General features: G+C 67.9%; 15 protein-coding genes. 4 read left to right on the top strand and 11 right to left on the bottom strand.

All coding sequences use genetic code 11. The features are described from left to right. Position 1: 1 nt before the first annotated feature. From BM066_RS20190 to BM066_RS20155, 8 genes are all read right to left on the bottom strand, one after another. The gene (locus BM066_RS20190) at positions 2-346 is read right to left on the bottom strand and encodes a hypothetical protein (protein WP_018062579.1); all 345 of its coding nucleotides are present in this window, start codon (positions 344-346) and stop codon (positions 2-4) included. A 2-nt stretch (positions 347-348) separates the two neighbouring features. After that, entirely contained in the window at positions 349-1,863 is a 1,515-nt protein-coding gene (locus BM066_RS20185; RefSeq protein ID WP_018062580.1) for a phage baseplate assembly protein V, read from the bottom strand. Continuing rightward, complete coding sequence (locus tag BM066_RS20180; protein ID WP_018062581.1) at positions 1,860-2,639, bottom strand: CIS tube protein; 780 nt, start codon at positions 2,637-2,639, stop codon at positions 1,860-1,862. The genes BM066_RS20185 and BM066_RS20180 overlap by 4 nt, the downstream gene beginning before the upstream one ends. Continuing rightward, on the bottom strand, positions 2,627-4,165 hold the full coding sequence (locus BM066_RS27125; protein WP_255367666.1) for a hypothetical protein: 1,539 nt from the start codon (positions 4,163-4,165) through the stop codon (positions 2,627-2,629). Before BM066_RS27125 ends, BM066_RS20180 begins: the two co-directional genes overlap by 13 nt. Before the next feature lie 3 nt (positions 4,166-4,168). Then, complete coding sequence (locus BM066_RS20170; RefSeq protein WP_018062583.1) at positions 4,169-4,639, bottom strand: phage tail protein; 471 nt, start codon at positions 4,637-4,639, stop codon at positions 4,169-4,171. Between the two features lie 26 nt (positions 4,640-4,665). Beyond that, positions 4,666-5,889, bottom strand: a complete 1,224-nt coding sequence (locus BM066_RS20165) for a phage tail sheath family protein (RefSeq protein ID WP_018062584.1) — start codon at positions 5,887-5,889, stop codon at positions 4,666-4,668. A 1-nt stretch (position 5,890) separates the two neighbouring features. Beyond that, positions 5,891-6,541, bottom strand: coding sequence for a carboxypeptidase-like regulatory domain-containing protein (locus tag BM066_RS20160; RefSeq protein ID WP_255367665.1), 651 nt, complete (start codon positions 6,539-6,541; stop codon positions 5,891-5,893). Between the two features lie 555 nt (positions 6,542-7,096). After that, entirely contained in the window at positions 7,097-7,933 is an 837-nt protein-coding gene (locus BM066_RS20155; RefSeq protein ID WP_018062586.1) for a ceramidase domain-containing protein, read from the bottom strand. A 362-nt stretch (positions 7,934-8,295) separates the two neighbouring features. On the opposite strand from BM066_RS20155, the gene rfbF reads away from it, so the two are divergent. After that, positions 8,296-9,078 (top strand): glucose-1-phosphate cytidylyltransferase, encoded by a 783-nt coding sequence (gene rfbF / locus BM066_RS20150; protein ID WP_018062587.1) that lies wholly within the window; start codon positions 8,296-8,298, stop codon positions 9,076-9,078. Between the two features lie 15 nt (positions 9,079-9,093). Here the strand turns inward: rfbF and BM066_RS20145 are convergent, their stop codons facing one another. Then, on the bottom strand, positions 9,094-10,026 hold the full coding sequence (locus BM066_RS20145) for an N-acetylneuraminate synthase family protein (protein WP_018062588.1): 933 nt from the start codon (positions 10,024-10,026) through the stop codon (positions 9,094-9,096). A gap of 165 nt (positions 10,027-10,191) precedes the next feature. Between BM066_RS20145 and BM066_RS20140 the strand changes: the two genes are divergently transcribed. Next, entirely contained in the window at positions 10,192-11,148 is a 957-nt protein-coding gene (locus tag BM066_RS20140) for an NAD-dependent epimerase/dehydratase family protein (RefSeq protein ID WP_255367664.1), read from the top strand. Here the strand turns inward: BM066_RS20140 and rfbG are convergent. Continuing rightward, positions 11,112-12,200, bottom strand: a complete 1,089-nt coding sequence (gene rfbG / locus BM066_RS20135) for a CDP-glucose 4,6-dehydratase (protein ID WP_018062590.1) — start codon at positions 12,198-12,200, stop codon at positions 11,112-11,114. The genes BM066_RS20140 and rfbG overlap by 37 nt on opposite strands. A gap of 129 nt (positions 12,201-12,329) precedes the next feature. On the opposite strand from rfbG, the gene rfbH reads away from it, so the two are divergent. Next, positions 12,330-13,691, top strand: coding sequence for a lipopolysaccharide biosynthesis protein RfbH (gene rfbH, locus BM066_RS20130; RefSeq protein WP_049801165.1), 1,362 nt, complete (start codon positions 12,330-12,332; stop codon positions 13,689-13,691). A 19-nt stretch (positions 13,692-13,710) separates the two neighbouring features. Next, entirely contained in the window at positions 13,711-14,841 is a 1,131-nt protein-coding gene (locus tag BM066_RS20125; protein WP_018062592.1) for a glycosyltransferase family 2 protein, read from the top strand. Here the strand turns inward: BM066_RS20125 and BM066_RS20120 are convergent. Then, positions 14,838-15,956 carry an FkbM family methyltransferase gene (locus BM066_RS20120; RefSeq protein ID WP_018062593.1) on the bottom strand — a complete coding sequence of 373 codons (1,119 nt, stop codon included), beginning with the start codon at positions 15,954-15,956 and terminating at the stop codon, positions 14,838-14,840. The two genes, BM066_RS20125 and BM066_RS20120, sit on opposite strands and share 4 nt — an antisense overlap. Positions 15,957-15,969 lie beyond the last annotated feature (13 nt).

Here is a 15,969-nt window from a genome sequence, read left to right as displayed (position 1 = left end):
CTCAACTCCCGGCCGCCACGAGACGCTGGCCGGGATCGACCACGCGATAATTGACCGTGCCCGGCGGCGACCCGTCGGTGAGCCCCGTCACCGTGTCCAGGCACACCGCCCGGCCGCCGATGGTGACGAAGGTCGAGTAGCCCTGCTTGACGGCCAGCGTCGTCAGGCAGGGCCGCAGGCCGATGACCGGATTGGCGTTCGGACAGGCCGAGATCGGCCGCGACTGGGGATTGGGGTTCACCAGCGCCAACCGGTTCTTGATCCGCACCAGGGTCTGGGTCGGGGCGACGCCCACCCGGCCGCCGTGATCGCAGACCAGCGTCGCGTCCTGGGTCAGCCACAGCATGCTCAGCCCTCCTCGAACGCAACGGCGGCGGCCCGGATCGTCAGCCGGCGCCCCGGGGCCTCAATGACCAGGTCGCCGCTGGCCCGCAGGCGCGAGCCGTTGGGGCCGAACTCGAACAGCCCGCCGGCGCGGGTCTCCAGCCGCGCCAGGGCGTCGACGCTGTCCAGGGTCAGAACCTGGCCGCCCGGTGTCCGCACTGTGAAGGCCCGGGCGCCGGCCGTCCCGGCCCCGCGCGGCCCCGGGGCGGCGCGCTCGCCATAGAGACCGCCCAGGACCATGCCCCGCGCCGGGTCGCCGTCCGGAAACAGCACCAGCACGTCGTCCTCCGGCTCCGGCAGGATGGCCACGCCCTTGTCGGCGCCGGCGCCCAACAGCAGCACCGGCATCCAGCCGGTCTCGACGTCGCCCAGCACCGGCAGGCGGGCCCGCACCCGCGCCATGCCGTCGGGATCGTCGGCGTCCGTCACCTTGCCCAGTGTGAAGGCCGGAACCCGGGGGCGATCAGGCCGGGCCGGCGGCTCGGTCGAAATCTCGACCACGTAGCCGCGGGCCTCCTCGAAGCGATGCAGGGCGCGCGTCACCACGCAGCGGCCGTCGACCAGATCGCCGACACCCTCCAGGTTCACCGGCCGCCCGGGGCGCAGATGGGTGTCGCCCTCGATCACCGCCTCCAGCAGGACGGCGCGAGCCGCGGCCCGGTCGAGATCGGCCTGGGCCAGACTCTCGGCCTCGGCGGCGTCGGCGGCCAGGCGGTTGAATAGGGTCCGGCCGCCCAGATCGGGAAAGGCCGTCAGCCCGCCGTCCCGCAGTTCCTCGGCGTCCTGGCGGGCCAGGCCGGCGCGGGCGTTGGCCGCCACGGCGCGGGAGGGATTCCACGACTGGGCGCCGGTCCAGGGCCGCAGGGAGTCGGCGCCCGCCGTGGCGCGGGCCTGGATGATCTCGCGGCGCATCCGCAGCGGGATCGGCTCGCCTTCGCCCGCCAGGCTGACCAGCCGCAGCTGGCCGGCTTCCAGCAGCAGATAGAGACCCGCGTCGCGCGCCAGGTCGACCACCAGGTCGAAGTCGCTCTGATCGTGCTGGACGATCAAGGCCCGGGTCGGCGGATGCTCGGCGCAACTGAAGGTCAGGCCCAGGTCGCCCGCCATCTGTCCCGCGACATCGGCGACCGTCATGTCGATCAGGGCCCGGGCTCGCTGGCGCAGCCGCGCCCTGTGCAGCCTGTCTAGCGCCCGCAGGCGCACGACCCGTCCCTGGGCGGCGTCTCGCTGATATTCGACCGCCGTGATCTCGCCGTCGAACAGATCGCCCGAACCGTCGACCGAGAAGGCCAGGCCGGCGCCAAGGCGCAGGCTGGCCAGGGCGGCGGCCGGCGGATCGGCGAAGACCAGCTCGGCCATGGCCGGGGCGTTGAGAGCCTGGCGCACGAAGGCCGAGACGGCGTGACGCCCCAGGTCGGGATCCAGCGGCGCCCCATCGAGACGAGCCCTCAGCGGGCGATTGGCGAAGATGGAGGTCACGCCCGCGCCTCCTGCAAGATCGCCAGGGAGGGCAACACGATGGTCGTGCCTTCCGGGAGGCTCAGGGGATCATCGACGTCATTGTAGGCGGCGATGTCGGCCCACAGCGTCGGGTCGCCGTAGCCGTCGTCGGCGATCTGGTCGAAGCGCTTCAACGGCAGGCCTTCGTTGTCGACCGGCACATCGACGGCCGGGGCCTGGTCGACGGATCCGCCGTCGAGGCCGGACGGCGCCTCGAACTGCGGCGTGACCGGCCGGCCGGGGACCGGACGCGGCTCGGAATCCTCGACGCGGCGCAGGCGCAGGCTGAGCCACGAGCGCCGGGGCGCGCCGTCGGCGTTGAATCGCTCGAGGCGCTCGGACACGTGTAGTACGACGCCGGGGATATTCCAGGACTTGCCCCAGATGAACCGGACCGTGGGCGGGGCGGCGAAGCCGTCGGCCGCCACGGCGTTCTCGGTCAGGTCCCAGAATGGACGGGTCAGGACGCGGACGTCGTCGTCCTCGGCCGGTCCTCCCCGGCCGTCTTCCGGCGTCGTCGGCGAGCGGCCCTCGCGGGCGACCTCGACGTCGAACAGCAGGTTCAGATCGTATTCGGTGACCCCGCCGCCGGTGGCGATCAGCGGATCCTCGGAGCGAGCCACACCGGCCAGGAAACCGCCGCCGGCCAAGCGCGTCCGCAGCCCGGCGGTGCGGCGCGCCTCGAGATTCTCCGGATTGAGCAGGCATGAGATCCGCTCGCCGGACCGTTCCAGCAGGAAGGCTACACGCTCCATCGCCCATCCTCCTGCTCACGGGCCAGCTCGTCCCAACGCGGCGGCGACGCCGCGACGCCATGCGGCGGCGTGAAGGTCGCGGGCGGCAACGCGGGCCAGCGGTTGTCCGGCGGACCGGCGAACTGGCGCGCGGCCTCCCGCGACGGGAAAGGGCCGGAAGCCATGAAGCGCGGTTGCTTGACCTGGCCAGAACCTTCGCTGCCCGTCGTAGGCGCGGTCCGCCCGGTGGGCGGACCGTCGCGAACCGTCCGCCACGCCAAAGGTTCGGTCGGGCGGATCCCTGGAGGGGTCAAGGCTCGATCGGGGTCGAGCGAAGCGGTCGACGGCGCGCGCGTCGGGAAAATCGTCTTCGACGGTTCGAAACCGCTGGAGGGTTTGGGCGCGCACACATCCGTCGCTGCCCAGTTGGTCGACGCCGTCGCCTTCGCGGCGGCCGGATCGGCGACGGAACGGCCTGCCCAGCGGGATCGCGTCCGCAGGGCGACGAACGCCCGGTAGATCGCCCGCCACGGTGCGGGCGCCGCCTGGACCTGCGTATTGGCCGACCAATCCAGTCTGGCGGGCGGGACCATCTCGGACGGGCTGGCGGCAAGAGCCATGGGTGCGCGTTCGGCAGCGTCGTCCCCCTCCATGACCGCCCAAGCGTCCCTTGTTCGCCCGATGCGCGGCGCCGCTTCCGTTCGAGGCGAGAAGAACCGTGTGATGCGCGCCGGCGCTTCGGCAAACGCTTCGACAAACCAGGACTTGCGGTCGCGAGGCGCGGGCTCAGCCTCGATCCTCTCCGACGAGGCTTCCCGTTCGCGCGCCGCTGGCGACCGTCGGATGGACAGGGGCTCCGTCGCGTCTGGCGCCTCGGTGCGCGGTCGTGGCGCATCTGACCAGGCCGCCCTTGGCGCGGCTGCTTCGGGGCCTGCGCCCCTTTCGGAAGGCGACGTCGCCAGCGTTTCCGAAGATGTCAGGGACGGCGGGGCGGCCTTGACCGACAACGGCGACCGCGGACGACGCGCCGAAGCGCCGGGGCTGGGCGCGGACGCAGCAGGAGACGGAGGTTCGGGTGCGAGCGCCGGAGTCGGGGACGCGAACACCGGCCTCGATCGTCGTTTCGGCGCGCCGTCGGGCCGCCGCCATACCTCGGACGGCCGCTCACGCAGCGCTGCCAGGGAAGGAACGGCCGCCTCGCGACGGGGCGTCGGCCGGGCCCGAGCCCCGTCGCGCTGCGCGAGCGGCGCGCGCTCCATCACCTCAGCCGGTGGCGAAGCCTCCGGTCGCAGCGGCGTCCACGCGGCCGGGTCGCTGTTCAGGGACGTCGGGACCTCGCCCGTCTCCGCCAGTTGGGACGTCCGCTGGGCGACGTGAGCCAACCAGTGGGCGGGCGCGCCCGGATACCGTTCGGCCAGGGCGGCCATGACCGAGGCCGGCGCCGACGCGGATCGATCCTCGGAGGCGCGCTGCAGGGCCTGGGCCACGGAGCGGGCCAGGGCGGCCACGGCGATCAGCCAACCCGACAACAGGCGGCGGAGAGCCATGGCTTACGCTCGGGTCAAGGTGTCGAAGGACAGCTTCAGTTCCTCGATCGCCACCTCGCGGCCGAGGGCGTCGAACGACACGCCGCTCCACTCGCAGGGCCAGGCGTTGTCGAGGTTCCAGCGTAGGACCTCGGCCGTGCCCTTCACGTCCATCATCGCGATCGAGATGTTGCGCCGGGGCGTTCCGCCCGCCAGGACCTCCTTGAGCCAATCCCACAGCGCCGGGGTTTTGGTGAGGCCGTAGCGCAGCGTGACCTCGGCGTATTCGACCGGTCCGGGCAGGGTCCGGACAATCTGGCCGCTGCCGGACTCGCGGTAGCGGATCGGATGGATCCGCACGCCCAGGCCGAAGCACTCGGTGAAGCGGACATCGCCCATCTCGCGGGACGAGAGCATGAAATTGTAGTTACGATAGACGTCGGGGAGAGCGCCGACCTTGGGCGCCGCCGCTGCTTCTTCGGGCTTGGTGGCCATGACGGATCCTCTTCAAGGGTGGGGGGTCAAGCGGTCTCGACGGTGGATCCGACCGCCGTCTGGCCGATGCGGAAGATGACGAATTCGGCGGGCTTCACGGGCGCGATGCCGATGACCACCACCACCTGGCCGGCGTCGACCACCTCGGGCGGGTTGGTCTCGGCGTCGCACTTGACGAAGAAGGCGTCCTCGGGCCGCGCCCCGGCCAGGGCGCCCTGGCGCCAGAGCAGGGTCAGGAAGGCGCCGACGTCGCGTTGGATGTCCTTCCACAACGGGCCGGCGTTGGGCTCGAACACCACCCAACGTGTGCTGATGGCGATCGACTCCTCGATCATGTTGAACAGCCGGCGGACATTCAGGTAGCGCCAGTTGCTGGCGCTGGGCGCCAGGGTTCGGGCGCCCCAGACCCGCACGCCCTCGCGGGTGAAGAAGCGGATGCAGTTGACGCCGACGGGGTTGAGCACGTCCTGCTCGGCGCGCGACAACATCTGGGTCAGGCCTTCGGCGCCTCGGATCGTGACATTGGCCGGAGCCTTGTGGACGCCCCGCTCGCTGTCGGTGCGGGCATAGATGCCGGCCATGTGGCCCGAGGGCGGAATCTGGGCCAGGGCGTCCGGATCGACGGCGTCGCGCCCCTTCAGCCACGGGAAGTAGCAGGCGCCGTAGCCGCCGTCGGAATCGCGGGGACGAAGGCCGGGCTTGGGACTCTTGCCGCGAGCCGGCTGCGAGGGCGTCTGGCCCTCGGCGGCGGGCGCCGCAGGTGTGGTCGCGCCGCCGTCGGCGGCGCGGGTCAGAACCTCGACGTCATCGACGCGCGGCGGGGCGTCCAGGATCGCCACGCGATCCTTCAGCGACTCCGCCGCGTCCAGCAGAGCCCCGTGCGAGGCCGCGTCGGTGCGGCCCGGAGCGGCGATGATGGCGATCTCGTCGATGGCCGCCAGGGCGTCCAGCCCTCGCCCCTTGCCGGCGATCGCGCCGTCGGCCCTGGTGTTGACGACGTAGCAGCGCGAACCGCCGTTCAGGAAGAAGCCGTAGACGGCGTTGGCGAGGTCGGTGCCCTTGTCGCCGTCGCGCACGTATCGTCGCCGGAACTCGCTCCAATTGTTGATCGCCACCGCCTCGTCGACGAAGGCGTCGGGGTTCGGCGCGGTCCCCACGAAACCGGCCGTCGATGTTCCCACCGCCTCGATCGGACGGGTTCCGGAGTCGATCTCCTCGACGTAGACGCCGGGGCTCAAATAGGACGGCATGTCAAATCTCCAGCGGTAGACGAAGGATCACGGGGCTTCCGGTCTCGACCTCACGGTCGATCTCGACCCCGCGGGCGCGGACGTTGAGACGGACGGGCCTGTTCTTGCCGCCAACCGGGCCATGGAGGCGAAAGCGGCCGAATGCATCGGTCTGGGCGGTGCGGTCCACGCCCTCGACGCGCACGACGGCGCCGGCGACCGGCGTGTCGCCGGGTCCCAGGACCGAGCCCTGCAGCACGCCGAGCTCGCCCGAGTCGATCTTGAGCGGAAAGCGAACCAGGGCGGCCCGGACCGCCGCGCGACGCCGCGCGATCGCGACCGTGGCCCGCAGCACGAAGCCGGGCCCCGGCGGCAGGTCTAGGTCGGCGCACAGCCTCAGCGCCTCACGATCCAGAACCACCTCGACCTCGTCGTGCTCCATGGCCGCGAACATCAGCGCCATGGCGCCCGTCTGCTCGACGATGGGATCCGCGGCGCGGACCGTAACCAGATAGTCGACGGTCAGGGTCAGCGGCGGCGAGGCCGCCCGAGGCGTCGCGCAGGGGGCCAGGCCGATCAGGCGGAGATCGACCCCCTCTCCGCAGTCACGATCACTCAGGGATCGGGCGACGACGGCCCGCCCCGGCAGGACCTCCTGGGTCCACCCAATCAAGTCCCGCGTTGTTTCCTCCAGCCCCTCGGGCATGTTCTGATCACTCCCCAGGTACAACCCAAAGACGTCAAGGCGCACTAATGCCGAATTTCTCGCAAATGGAAAGCTTGTATTTCACTCGCTTATGAGATTTATATCTTCAATACAAAATTTTTAGGCACAGATATTCACACTTCCAATATAATTATTGGAAGGTTACATAATATACTACACCGACATAGACATATATTACTTGGCGTTTTTGCCATATATGGACATTTTCACTCAACTAAAAACTACAAATATGTTCAATATTTAGAATATATATAGCGATTTTTTACCGCACGAAGCGTGTTGAGTTGTAATTCTTGAAATTCTCCTCATTGCATTCTTGAAACCAAAAATGAACGTATTAGCTGCATCAGGACCACATCCGAGCGCCGATACGCGGGGGATGGAGACGCCGCGCTTCAGAACCGCCCGGTCGTGCAAAACACCCGGCCCCGGCTTCAAAGACGCCCCTTCCGCGCGAAGGCCGCGAGCGGGTCCCGACACGCTCATGATCGGAGCCGCCCGTCAGGTTCGGTTCTCCTCTCGCCAATAGAAGTAGAGCAGCACCGCCATGGCCCCGGCCAGCGGGTGCCAGAGGATGCCGTGCGGCTGGAAGAAGTCGTTGGGGTGGCACATCGGCTTACCGGTCTGCGAAAGCGCCCAGAACACGGTCGCGGCGATGATGCAGCCCACCGCGAGCCACCAGAGTAGGATCGTCAGCCACTTGCCCTGCCAGGGCTTGCCCTCCCGCACACAGGCGACGATCTCAAGCGCCAGATAGGCCGCCACCAGGGTGACGATCAGGATCAGCGACTTGAACTCCCACTGCCAAAGGGCGTGGATGATCACGAACACCACGACCGTGATTGGATAGAAGACCCAGAACACCCAGTCGGCGGGGACCAGGCGGCGCAAGGTGTAGAACACCAGGAAGGCCGCGTAGATGTACATCGACAGGCCGTCGAAGTTTCCCGCCCAGCCGACGATCGAGGCGTGGAACCACATGCTGCCCAGGCCCAGGAACAGCACCGCGAAGACATACAGGTCGGCGATGAAGTTGTCGGACCGCATAACGTTTTCGCCGCGCGGTCCGTCCTTTCGATCGCAATAGAGCATCAGGGCCACGAGGCCGGCGGTCAGGATCGAATAGAGATTGAACCAGGTGTTGACAGGCTGCCGAACTCCCCGGGCGTGCGCGATGACGTCGGCCGGGTCGAAGGCCTCGCAGAAACAGGTGTTGGGCGTCGTGTTCATGCAGCTGTCGGGACTGCCCGGCCAGCCGGCGGCGACGAAGATCAGGAACGGCAGCAGGACCAAGACGATCCCGGCCCCCAACACGATGAAACCGCGATAAGCGCTCATGGCCCCTCCTCGATTACTCAGATGGACGCGGAACTCTTCCCGGACAGTTCGGGTACGCAGGTCAACGGACGGTCGGCGCCGGCCGGAATCCAAAGCGACAGCATCTCGCCCCGCGGGGGCGTTCGCGAGGCGCCTTGGCCCCCGCGCGCGATCTCTCGAAACGGAGCCGCCTACAGTCAAGGTTGCGCGTATTGAGAGATCATATCGCAAACTGAACCCATAGGTGGAATTTAGCAGGCCCTCGCGATCCGTCCAGACGCCATTTCTCTGGGCGGGGGCGCAGGCGATCGTCCGCGAACGGTGATGTTCCCGGCTCTCGATTTCGCTAGAGTCCCCCGGAGATTCCCGTCGGAAGCGATCGCATGGCGCAGAACAACAAGACCAAGGTCGTCATCCTCGCCGGCGGCAAGGGCACGCGCATCGCCGAGGAGACCCAGGTCCGCCCCAAGCCGATGGTCGAGATCGGCGGACGACCGATCATCTGGCACATCATGAAGTCCTACAGCGCCCACGGCCTGAACGACTTCGTCATCTGCTGCGGCTATCTGGGCGACAAGGTCCGCGAATATTTCCTCAACTACGCCTACCAGAACGCCGATCTGACGATTTCACCGAACGGGCAGGTCGAGGTTCACCAGCGTCATGCCGAACCCTGGACCATCACCCTGGTCGACACCGGCGACGAGACCATGACCGGGGGGCGGATAAAGCGGGTGGGCCGCTATGTCGCCGACGACCCGTATTTTTGCCTGACCTATGGTGACGGCCTGTCCGACGTCGACATCGGCGCGCTGGTCCGCTTCCACGAGGCCCATGGCGCCCAGGCGACGATCACGGCGGTCAGCCCCCTCGCCCGCTTCGGCGCCCTGAAGATCAAGGGCGACACGGTCGAGCGGTTCGTCGAGAAGCCCACGGCTGAGGGCGGGCGGATCAACGGCGGATTTTTCGTGCTCTCGCCCCGGGTCCTGGACCTGATCGAAGGCGACGAGACCGTGTTCGAACAGGCCCCGCTGGAGCGCCTGGCCAAGAGCGGGCAACTGCGGGCCTACCGCCACGACGGATTCTGGCAGCCGATGGATACGCTGCGCGAGAAGCTCCATCTCGAAGACCTGTGGGCCAGTGGCGCGCCCTGGAAGTCCTGGTAGGTTTTCAATCAGGCCCTAGGTCGGGTCGCCGGACCAGTAACGCAGCTTCTCCGCGACCGAGGCCTCGCCGGGCGTGACGCGCTTTTCGCCGTCGCCCAGCCATTCGCGGAGGTCGCGCAAGCGCGAGACCAGCCCCTTCAGTTCATTCGGCTCCAGCGAAGCCGACTGGTCCGAGCCGTACATCGTTCGGTCCAAGGTGATGTGACGTTCGATCGCCACGGCCCCGAGCATGGCGGCCACCAGACTGGGCTCCACCGAGGCCTCGTGACCACTGTAGCCGACCGGCGCGCCATAGCGGCGGCGCAGCGTGTCGATCGTCATCAGGTTCAGATCGGCGGACGGGGTCGGATAGGTCGAGACCGTGTGCATCAGCACGAACGGACAAGCCGCCGCGCGCAGGATCTCGACCGCCGCGTCGATCTGCTCGAACGTGCACATGCCGGTGGAGGCGAACACCAGCTTGCCCTCGGCGGCGACCGCCTCGACCAGCGGGCGATGAGTCAGCATCGCCGAGGCCAGCTTGTTGTAGGGCAGGTCGTACTTGGCTAGGAACGATTGGCTGGGCACATCCCACGCCGAGGCGAACCAAGCCAGGCCCAGCTCGCGGCAATAGGCGTCGATGGCGTCGTACTCGGCCTCGCCGAACTCCAGGCCCTCCTTCTGGGCGCGCTGGGTCTCGCCCCAGGGGCTCTGACGGGGGGCGGCCAGCACCTCAGGCGTGTAGACGATGTCGATAGTCCGCTTCTGAAACTTCACGGCGTCGCAACCCGCTTCGCTGGCGACCCGGATCAGCGACTTGGCGGTCTCAAGGTCGCCGTTGTGATTGATGCCGATCTCGGCGATCACGAAGGGACGGTCGGCCAGCGGCCAGGGGATCGAAGCCAGGCGCTCGGTGGCCATGTTCTCCACGGAAAGCGCCTTGGTGATCGGGGCGTCGACGGTCTGCATGGTCCGGGTCCTGTTGCACGGCGAGCGATGTCCGGGACATCGCCTTTCGAGGCGCGGAAGCCGCCGCGAGGGCTCTTGGCTCCAGCGAGGGCTGGTATATCTATCGCGGCCCATCCTGTTGGGGCCGTGATTTGCGTTCCCTTGTCTAGAATGGAGTCGGCGATAATGCCTAGGTGCAAGTTCGCCGCATGGTTAGCGCGATCCTCCAGTTGCGTGGCCGTGGTGGGGGCCTCCGGCTGGGTCGGGATGGCGCTGGTCGACCAAATCCTGGCCGCCGCCCCCGACCTGCCGCCCGAGCGCCTGCGCCTTTTCGGCTCTTCCCGTCGCCCCCTGCAACTTCGCGACCAGCGGCCCCTGATCGAACCGCTGGACGCCTTGACTGGCCTTGGAAACGGCGAATGGCTGATCCTCCACGCCGCCATCGTCGGCGGCGACCGGGTCGACGGCGGCGATCTACAGGAAATGCGACGTCGCAACGACGCCCTGCTGGGCCGGGTTCTGGCCCTGGCTGATATGGCCGACACGCGACGACTGGTCACAGTCTCGTCGGGCGCCGTCGGCCGCCCCGACGTGGGTCCGCCAGATCGCGTGGCCTATACCGTCATGAAACGCGAGCATGAGGCGGTCGTTGCGGAGTGGGCCCACCGGACCGGCAAGCCCATCCTGATTCCACGCGTGTTCAACCTCGGCGGCCCCTTCATCAACCACACCGAAGCTTATGCTCTGGGGACGTTCATCCTGGCCCTCGCACGGCGCGGCCGGATCACCATAGGCGCCGCCGATCCGGTGTTCAGGAGCTTCGTCCACGTCTCGGAAATGGCGAGGGTGATCCTAGACATGGCGGTGGACGAGACGCAGTCGGCCGAGCCGTTCGATGTCGGCGGCGCCGAGGTCGTCGAATTGGGCGCGCTGGCGAGGGCGGTCGGCCAGGCCCTGGGTCGAAATGATCCGCCTATCGAACGCCAGGAGCCTGGTGACGGTCCAGGCGACTGGTACGTCGGCGACGGCCGACGCTATCAAGGCGCCCTCTTCCGTCGCGGCGAGCATCCGACGCCACTGGCGCGGACCGTGGCCGACACGGTCGCTTACCTGGCGGCGACGGGCGCGCTGGACGAAACGTAGCGATCGATCTGCGCCAGGGTCGTCGAGCGCAGGTCGCCACCGGCCAGGGCCGCCCGCCACCAGTCGATCGTCAGGGCGACGGATTGCTCAAGGTCCAGGCGCGGCCTCCAGCCCAGCTCGGCCTTGGCCAGGTCGGAATTCAAGGTCAGCAGGCCCGCCTCGTGGGGCGCGGAAGAGTCGATCCGCTCGACCAACCGCGCGTCACTCCCCCACATTTCCGCGGCGATCCGCGCCACGTCGTCGACCGGACGGGCGCCATCCGCGTCGGGACCGAAGTTCCAGGCCCGCAGCCCGCTCGCCGGCGAGGCGGCCAGGGCCTGGACCGCCAGGAGATAGCCTTGCAATGGCTCCAGCACGTGCTGCCAGGGGCGCACGGCCGCAGGATTGCGCAGCACCGCCGCCTCGCCGCGCGCAAAGGCCGATAGTACGTCCGGCAGCAGCCGGTCGCGCGACCAGTCGCCGCCGCCGATCACATTTCCCGCCCGCGCGACGCCCGCCGCCGCGCCGACACCTTCCAGGAAGGAGGCGAAATAGGCCCTTACCGCCAGTTCGGCGCAGGCCTTGCTGGCGCTGTAGGGATCTCGGCCGCCGAGACGGTCACCCTCCCGATAGGCTTGGCCATGCTCGAGGTTCTCATAGACCTTGTCGGTGGTGACGATCAGGGTCACGGCCGGACGCGGCTGGCGACGCACGGCGTCCAGCAGGTTGACCGTGCCCATCAGATTGGTGGCGAAGGTCTCCCGAGGCGCCTCGTAGCCGCGACGCACCAGAGGCTGGGCGGCCATGTGGATCACCACCGAGGGCGCGAAATCCAGAACGGCGGCGTCCATCGCATCGGGATCGCGCACGTCGGCGATCACGCTGTCCAGCCCCTCGGCGAGGCGCGCCGCCTCGAACAGGCTTGGCTGGCTGTCGGGGAGCAGCGCCACGCCGCGCACGGTCGCGCCCAGCCGCTCCAGCCATAGGCTCATCCAGCCGCCCTTGAAGCCGGTATGGCCGGTCAACAGCACTCGCCGCCCGCGCCAGAAGTCCTCGTCGATGCCGATGGTCATGACGTCCCCAAAGCCGACCGGGATTCCCACCGAGCGCGCACGGCAGTTTGACGCGCCGCCCCTGGACCGAATCGGCGATAATCATCGTCTCCGCTTGAGCGGAGCAGCAAGGTCGTCGATCGCCGGCGCATCGGAGAGCGCGTCATATCGTTTCAGGAACCTTCGGAGGAAACCGCGGCGCTCCGCGGCAGGATTCTCGCCCTGGTCGAGGAGTATCACGCGCTGGCCCATGGGCCGAAGGCGTTCGAGGCGGGTGCGTCGCCCGTCCCGGTGTCAGGCCGAATCTACGACGCTTCGGACATGCGCAGCCTCGTCGACTCCGCCCTGGACTTCTGGCTGACCACGGGCCGTTTCAACGACGCCTTCGAGGCCAAGCTGGCCCAGCGCCTGGGCGCCCGGTTCGCCATGACCGTCAATTCCGGCTCGTCCGCCAACCTGGTGGCCCTCTCGGCCCTGACCTCGCCCAAGCTGAAGGCTCGCCAGCTCAAGCCCGGCGACGAGGTGATCACCGCCGCCACCGGCTTTCCGACCACGGTCAATCCGCTGCTCGGCGCCGGCCTGGTCCCGGTGTTCGTCGACATGCTGCCGACCACCTACAACTTCGATCCCGACAAGGTCGCCGCCGCCATCGGCCCGAAGACCAAGGCGATCATGGCCGCTCACACCCTGGGCAACCCGTTCGACCTGGCCGCCATCCGCCGGCTCTGCGACGACCACGGCCTGTGGCTGGTCGAGGACTGCTGCGACGCCCTGGGCTCGACCTATGACGGCAAACAGGTCGGGCTGTTCGGCGACATCGCCACCCTCAGCTTCTATCCCGCCCACCACATCACCACCGGCGAAGGCGGGGCGGTGTTCACCAATGACGAATTCCTGCGCCGCCTGGCGGAGTCGTTCCGCGACTGGGGCCGCGACTGCTTCTGCGCGCCAGGTCAGGACAACACTTGCGGCAAGCGATTCGGCTGGAAGATGGGCGACCTGCCACGCGGCTACGACCACAAATACACCTACGGCCACCTCGGCTATAACCTGAAGATGACCGACATGCAGGCCTCGGTGGGCCTGGCCCAGTTGGACCATCTCGACGGCTTCATCGCGGCGCGAAAGCGCAATTTCGCGGCCCTGAAGACGGGTCTGGCCGACCTGCAGGAATTCCTGGTTCTGCCCGAGGCGACGCCGAACAGCGACCCGGCCTGGTTCGGCTTCCCGATCACCGTCAGGCCGGACGCCCCCTTCACCCGCAACGAGCTGACACGCTGGCTGGAGGACGCCCGCATCGGCACGCGCCTGTTGTTTGGCGGCAATCTGGTGCGCCAGCCCTACATGGCCGGCCGCAACTTCCGGATCGCCGGCGAGCTGACGGTCGCCGACACGATCATGGAGCGGACGTTCTGGATCGGGGTCTATCCCGGCCTCGGCGCCGACCACATCGCCTACATGCTCGACACCCTCCACGCCTTCTGCCGCACCCGCGTCGCGGCGTCCGCCTGATCCCCAAGCGAGAGAGCTCATGCCCAAACTCGAATGCGCCCTCGCCGACAGCCAGATCCGGCAGTTCGCGCATGAGCCGACGCTCAGCATCGTGATTCCCAGCTTTCATCGGCCCGCGGAATTGCAGCTTACCGTTCAGAGCATCGTGGACCAATTGAAGGACGGCCTGGAAGATAAGGTCGAAGTGCTGATCAGCGACAACGCCTCGAACGCCGACACGGTCGACATCATCCGGGCCCTGGCGGCGCACTACCCGCGTCTGAGCTACATGATCAACGCCCGCGACGAGGGCGGCTTCTTCAATTTCTTCGCCGCGCCCTGGCGCGCCCGCGGGCGCTATACCTGGGTGTTCGGATCGGACGATGTACTGCTGGAAGGCGGCGTGGCCAACGTCGTCAACATTCTGGAACGCGAAGCGCCAGGCTTCATGACGATGAACAAGCGCGCCGCCAACGCGGACCTGTCCCAAGTCTTCTACGCCCAGCTGAATTCGGTGCCGGACAAACGCTTCGACAGCTTCATCGACCTTTTCTGCGCCTTCGGCATGAACCAGCTGGCCTTCATCAGCGCTCAGATCGAAAGCACCGAGGCTGCCCGCAAGCTCGATGCCGAGCCCTATCTTCGTACCGACAGCCGCCACCCCCACGTAGCCGCCTACCTCGAGAAGCATGCCCATGCGCCGGCCTACTACAGCGCCGCAAACCATCTGGTGCACCGGGTCGAGAACTCTCCGATGCTCGACTACAACGCGGGCAATTTCTTCGACTATGCGGCCACCTTCCCCCGCCTGCTGCTCGAGATTTGCCAGAAGGTGGGCGCACCCAAGGATCTGTTCGAAAGAGCGTCCGGCTATCGCCAAGTCACCAGCTACGAACCGCCCCAGGTGACCTTCGTCGACACCATCTTCGAAAATATCCTGCGGGGCCTGAGCGCAGGCAAGTATCTCAACGTCGGCCACCAGCGCGTGCTGGAAGCGGCGCTGGTCCACTGCCGGTCAGACCGACTGGCGCAGTTCGCCGAGCTCTGGGCCTACAATCAGCGCCTGATCGATTTGGAACGCGCCGCCAAGGCCGCCGATCAGACCTTGAAGCAGGCGCAGCACGCGGCGCTGGAGACATCGCAGATCTTCATGAACCCCACCCATTCCTAGGCGCGGTGAAGGTAGAAGATCGAGTCGTCGAAAGACTGCGAATAGTGGGCGAAGGCTAGCCGCCAGGTCTCGCCGACCTCATCGCCGACCAGGCGGCGCAGCTGAGCCGGCACGGCGGTCAGGTCATGGGGCAGATGGTATGAAGCCACGGCGATGCAGCGGGCCCGCTGCAGCGCCTCGGCGCCGCCCGCCATCACCGCCGCCTCCGAGCCTTCCACGTCCATCTTGACGTAATCATAGGTCTCTTCGCCCACCAGGGCGTCCAGCGTTTCGGTCTGGATGTCGCCGGCGGTGTTTTCCTCTATCACCAGCATGCCGTTGAAGATCAGCCGCGCGTCCAGCCGGGTGGGATGGCTCCAGGCCGCGCCGATGAAGTTGCGGTTGGCCACGCCCAGCCGCTCGGCGGCCGCGGCGATGACCGGCGCCATGGCCGCGCTGGGTTCGATGGTGAGACTGCGCGACAGCTCCGGGAACACCGCCTTGGTGGCCGTCAGGCTGTCGCCGTCATAGGCGCCGATGTCGCAGAACGACTCGATCCGCAGGCCGGCGACCGGCGGCCGCCACATCTCGCCCACCGGTCGGCGATGGGCCAGGTAATGGACGTCCAGCGAGGCGCGATACTGCAACACCCCCAGAAAAGCACGACGGCAGCCGGCGTCGAGGCCGTGATAGACCGCGAACAGGTCTTCGGCGTCGTCGACGACGGAGTCGCTGAAGGCCCGCGCCGGACCGTACGAGTTGCGCAGGTTCAGCGCATAAAGCCCCTCGGCTAACGAATAGGCCTCGCGCGTCAGCTCGCCGAGGATCTCGATCTGGTTCTGACCGGCGGCGACGATCAGCGGCAGGTCCAGGCTTAGATCCCGCGTGACCTCGAAGCCGTCGGCTTCTGCGTTGGCCCTCGCGGCGGCGCCGTTGTCGTAGATCACGCAGCCGATCCCCGCCGCCCGCAACTGCAGCGCCAGGTCCTTGCCCCGCGTGCCATAGGTGTAGACCAGCACTTTCCGCGCGCCTTCGAGCCGAGTCATGCGCGGGAGCCTCGCCTCCAGCCCTGTCCGGCCGGCCAGGAGGGCTTCGCGGAACTGGGCGAGGGACAGCGTGGTGTCGGAAACAGACATGGATGAAGCGCTC

This window comes from Caulobacter sp. UNC279MFTsu5.1 (assembly GCF_900114015.1).
Lineage (GTDB): Bacteria > Pseudomonadota > Alphaproteobacteria > Caulobacterales > Caulobacteraceae > Caulobacter.
This window is presented reverse-complemented; position numbering and strand designations above follow the sequence as displayed.

Bases quoted from the DNA above. Each gene is read 5' to 3' on its own strand.
- BM066_RS20190 (WP_018062579.1), bottom strand. From the start codon at position 346: ATGCTGTGGCTGACCCAGGACGCGACGCTGGTCTGCGATCACGGCGGC.
- BM066_RS20180 (WP_018062581.1), bottom strand. From the start codon at position 2,639: ATGGAGCGTGTAGCCTTCCTGCTGGAACGGTCCGGCGAGCGGATCTCA.
- BM066_RS27125 (WP_255367666.1), bottom strand. From the start codon at position 4,165: ATGGCTCTCCGCCGCCTGTTGTCGGGTTGGCTGATCGCCGTGGCCGCC.
- BM066_RS20170 (WP_018062583.1), bottom strand. From the start codon at position 4,639: ATGGCCACCAAGCCCGAAGAAGCAGCGGCGGCGCCCAAGGTCGGCGCT.
- BM066_RS20165 (WP_018062584.1), bottom strand. From the start codon at position 5,889: ATGCCGTCCTATTTGAGCCCCGGCGTCTACGTCGAGGAGATCGACTCC.
- BM066_RS20155 (WP_018062586.1), bottom strand. From the start codon at position 7,933: ATGAGCGCTTATCGCGGTTTCATCGTGTTGGGGGCCGGGATCGTCTTG.
- rfbF (WP_018062587.1), top strand. From the start codon at position 8,296: ATGGCGCAGAACAACAAGACCAAGGTCGTCATCCTCGCCGGCGGCAAG.
- BM066_RS20145 (WP_018062588.1), bottom strand. From the start codon at position 10,026: ATGCAGACCGTCGACGCCCCGATCACCAAGGCGCTTTCCGTGGAGAAC.
- BM066_RS20140 (WP_255367664.1), top strand. From the start codon at position 10,192: ATGCCTAGGTGCAAGTTCGCCGCATGGTTAGCGCGATCCTCCAGTTGC.
- rfbG (WP_018062590.1), bottom strand. From the start codon at position 12,200: ATGACCATCGGCATCGACGAGGACTTCTGGCGCGGGCGGCGAGTGCTG.
- BM066_RS20125 (WP_018062592.1), top strand. From the start codon at position 13,711: ATGCCCAAACTCGAATGCGCCCTCGCCGACAGCCAGATCCGGCAGTTC.
- BM066_RS20120 (WP_018062593.1), bottom strand. From the start codon at position 15,956: ATGTCTGTTTCCGACACCACGCTGTCCCTCGCCCAGTTCCGCGAAGCC.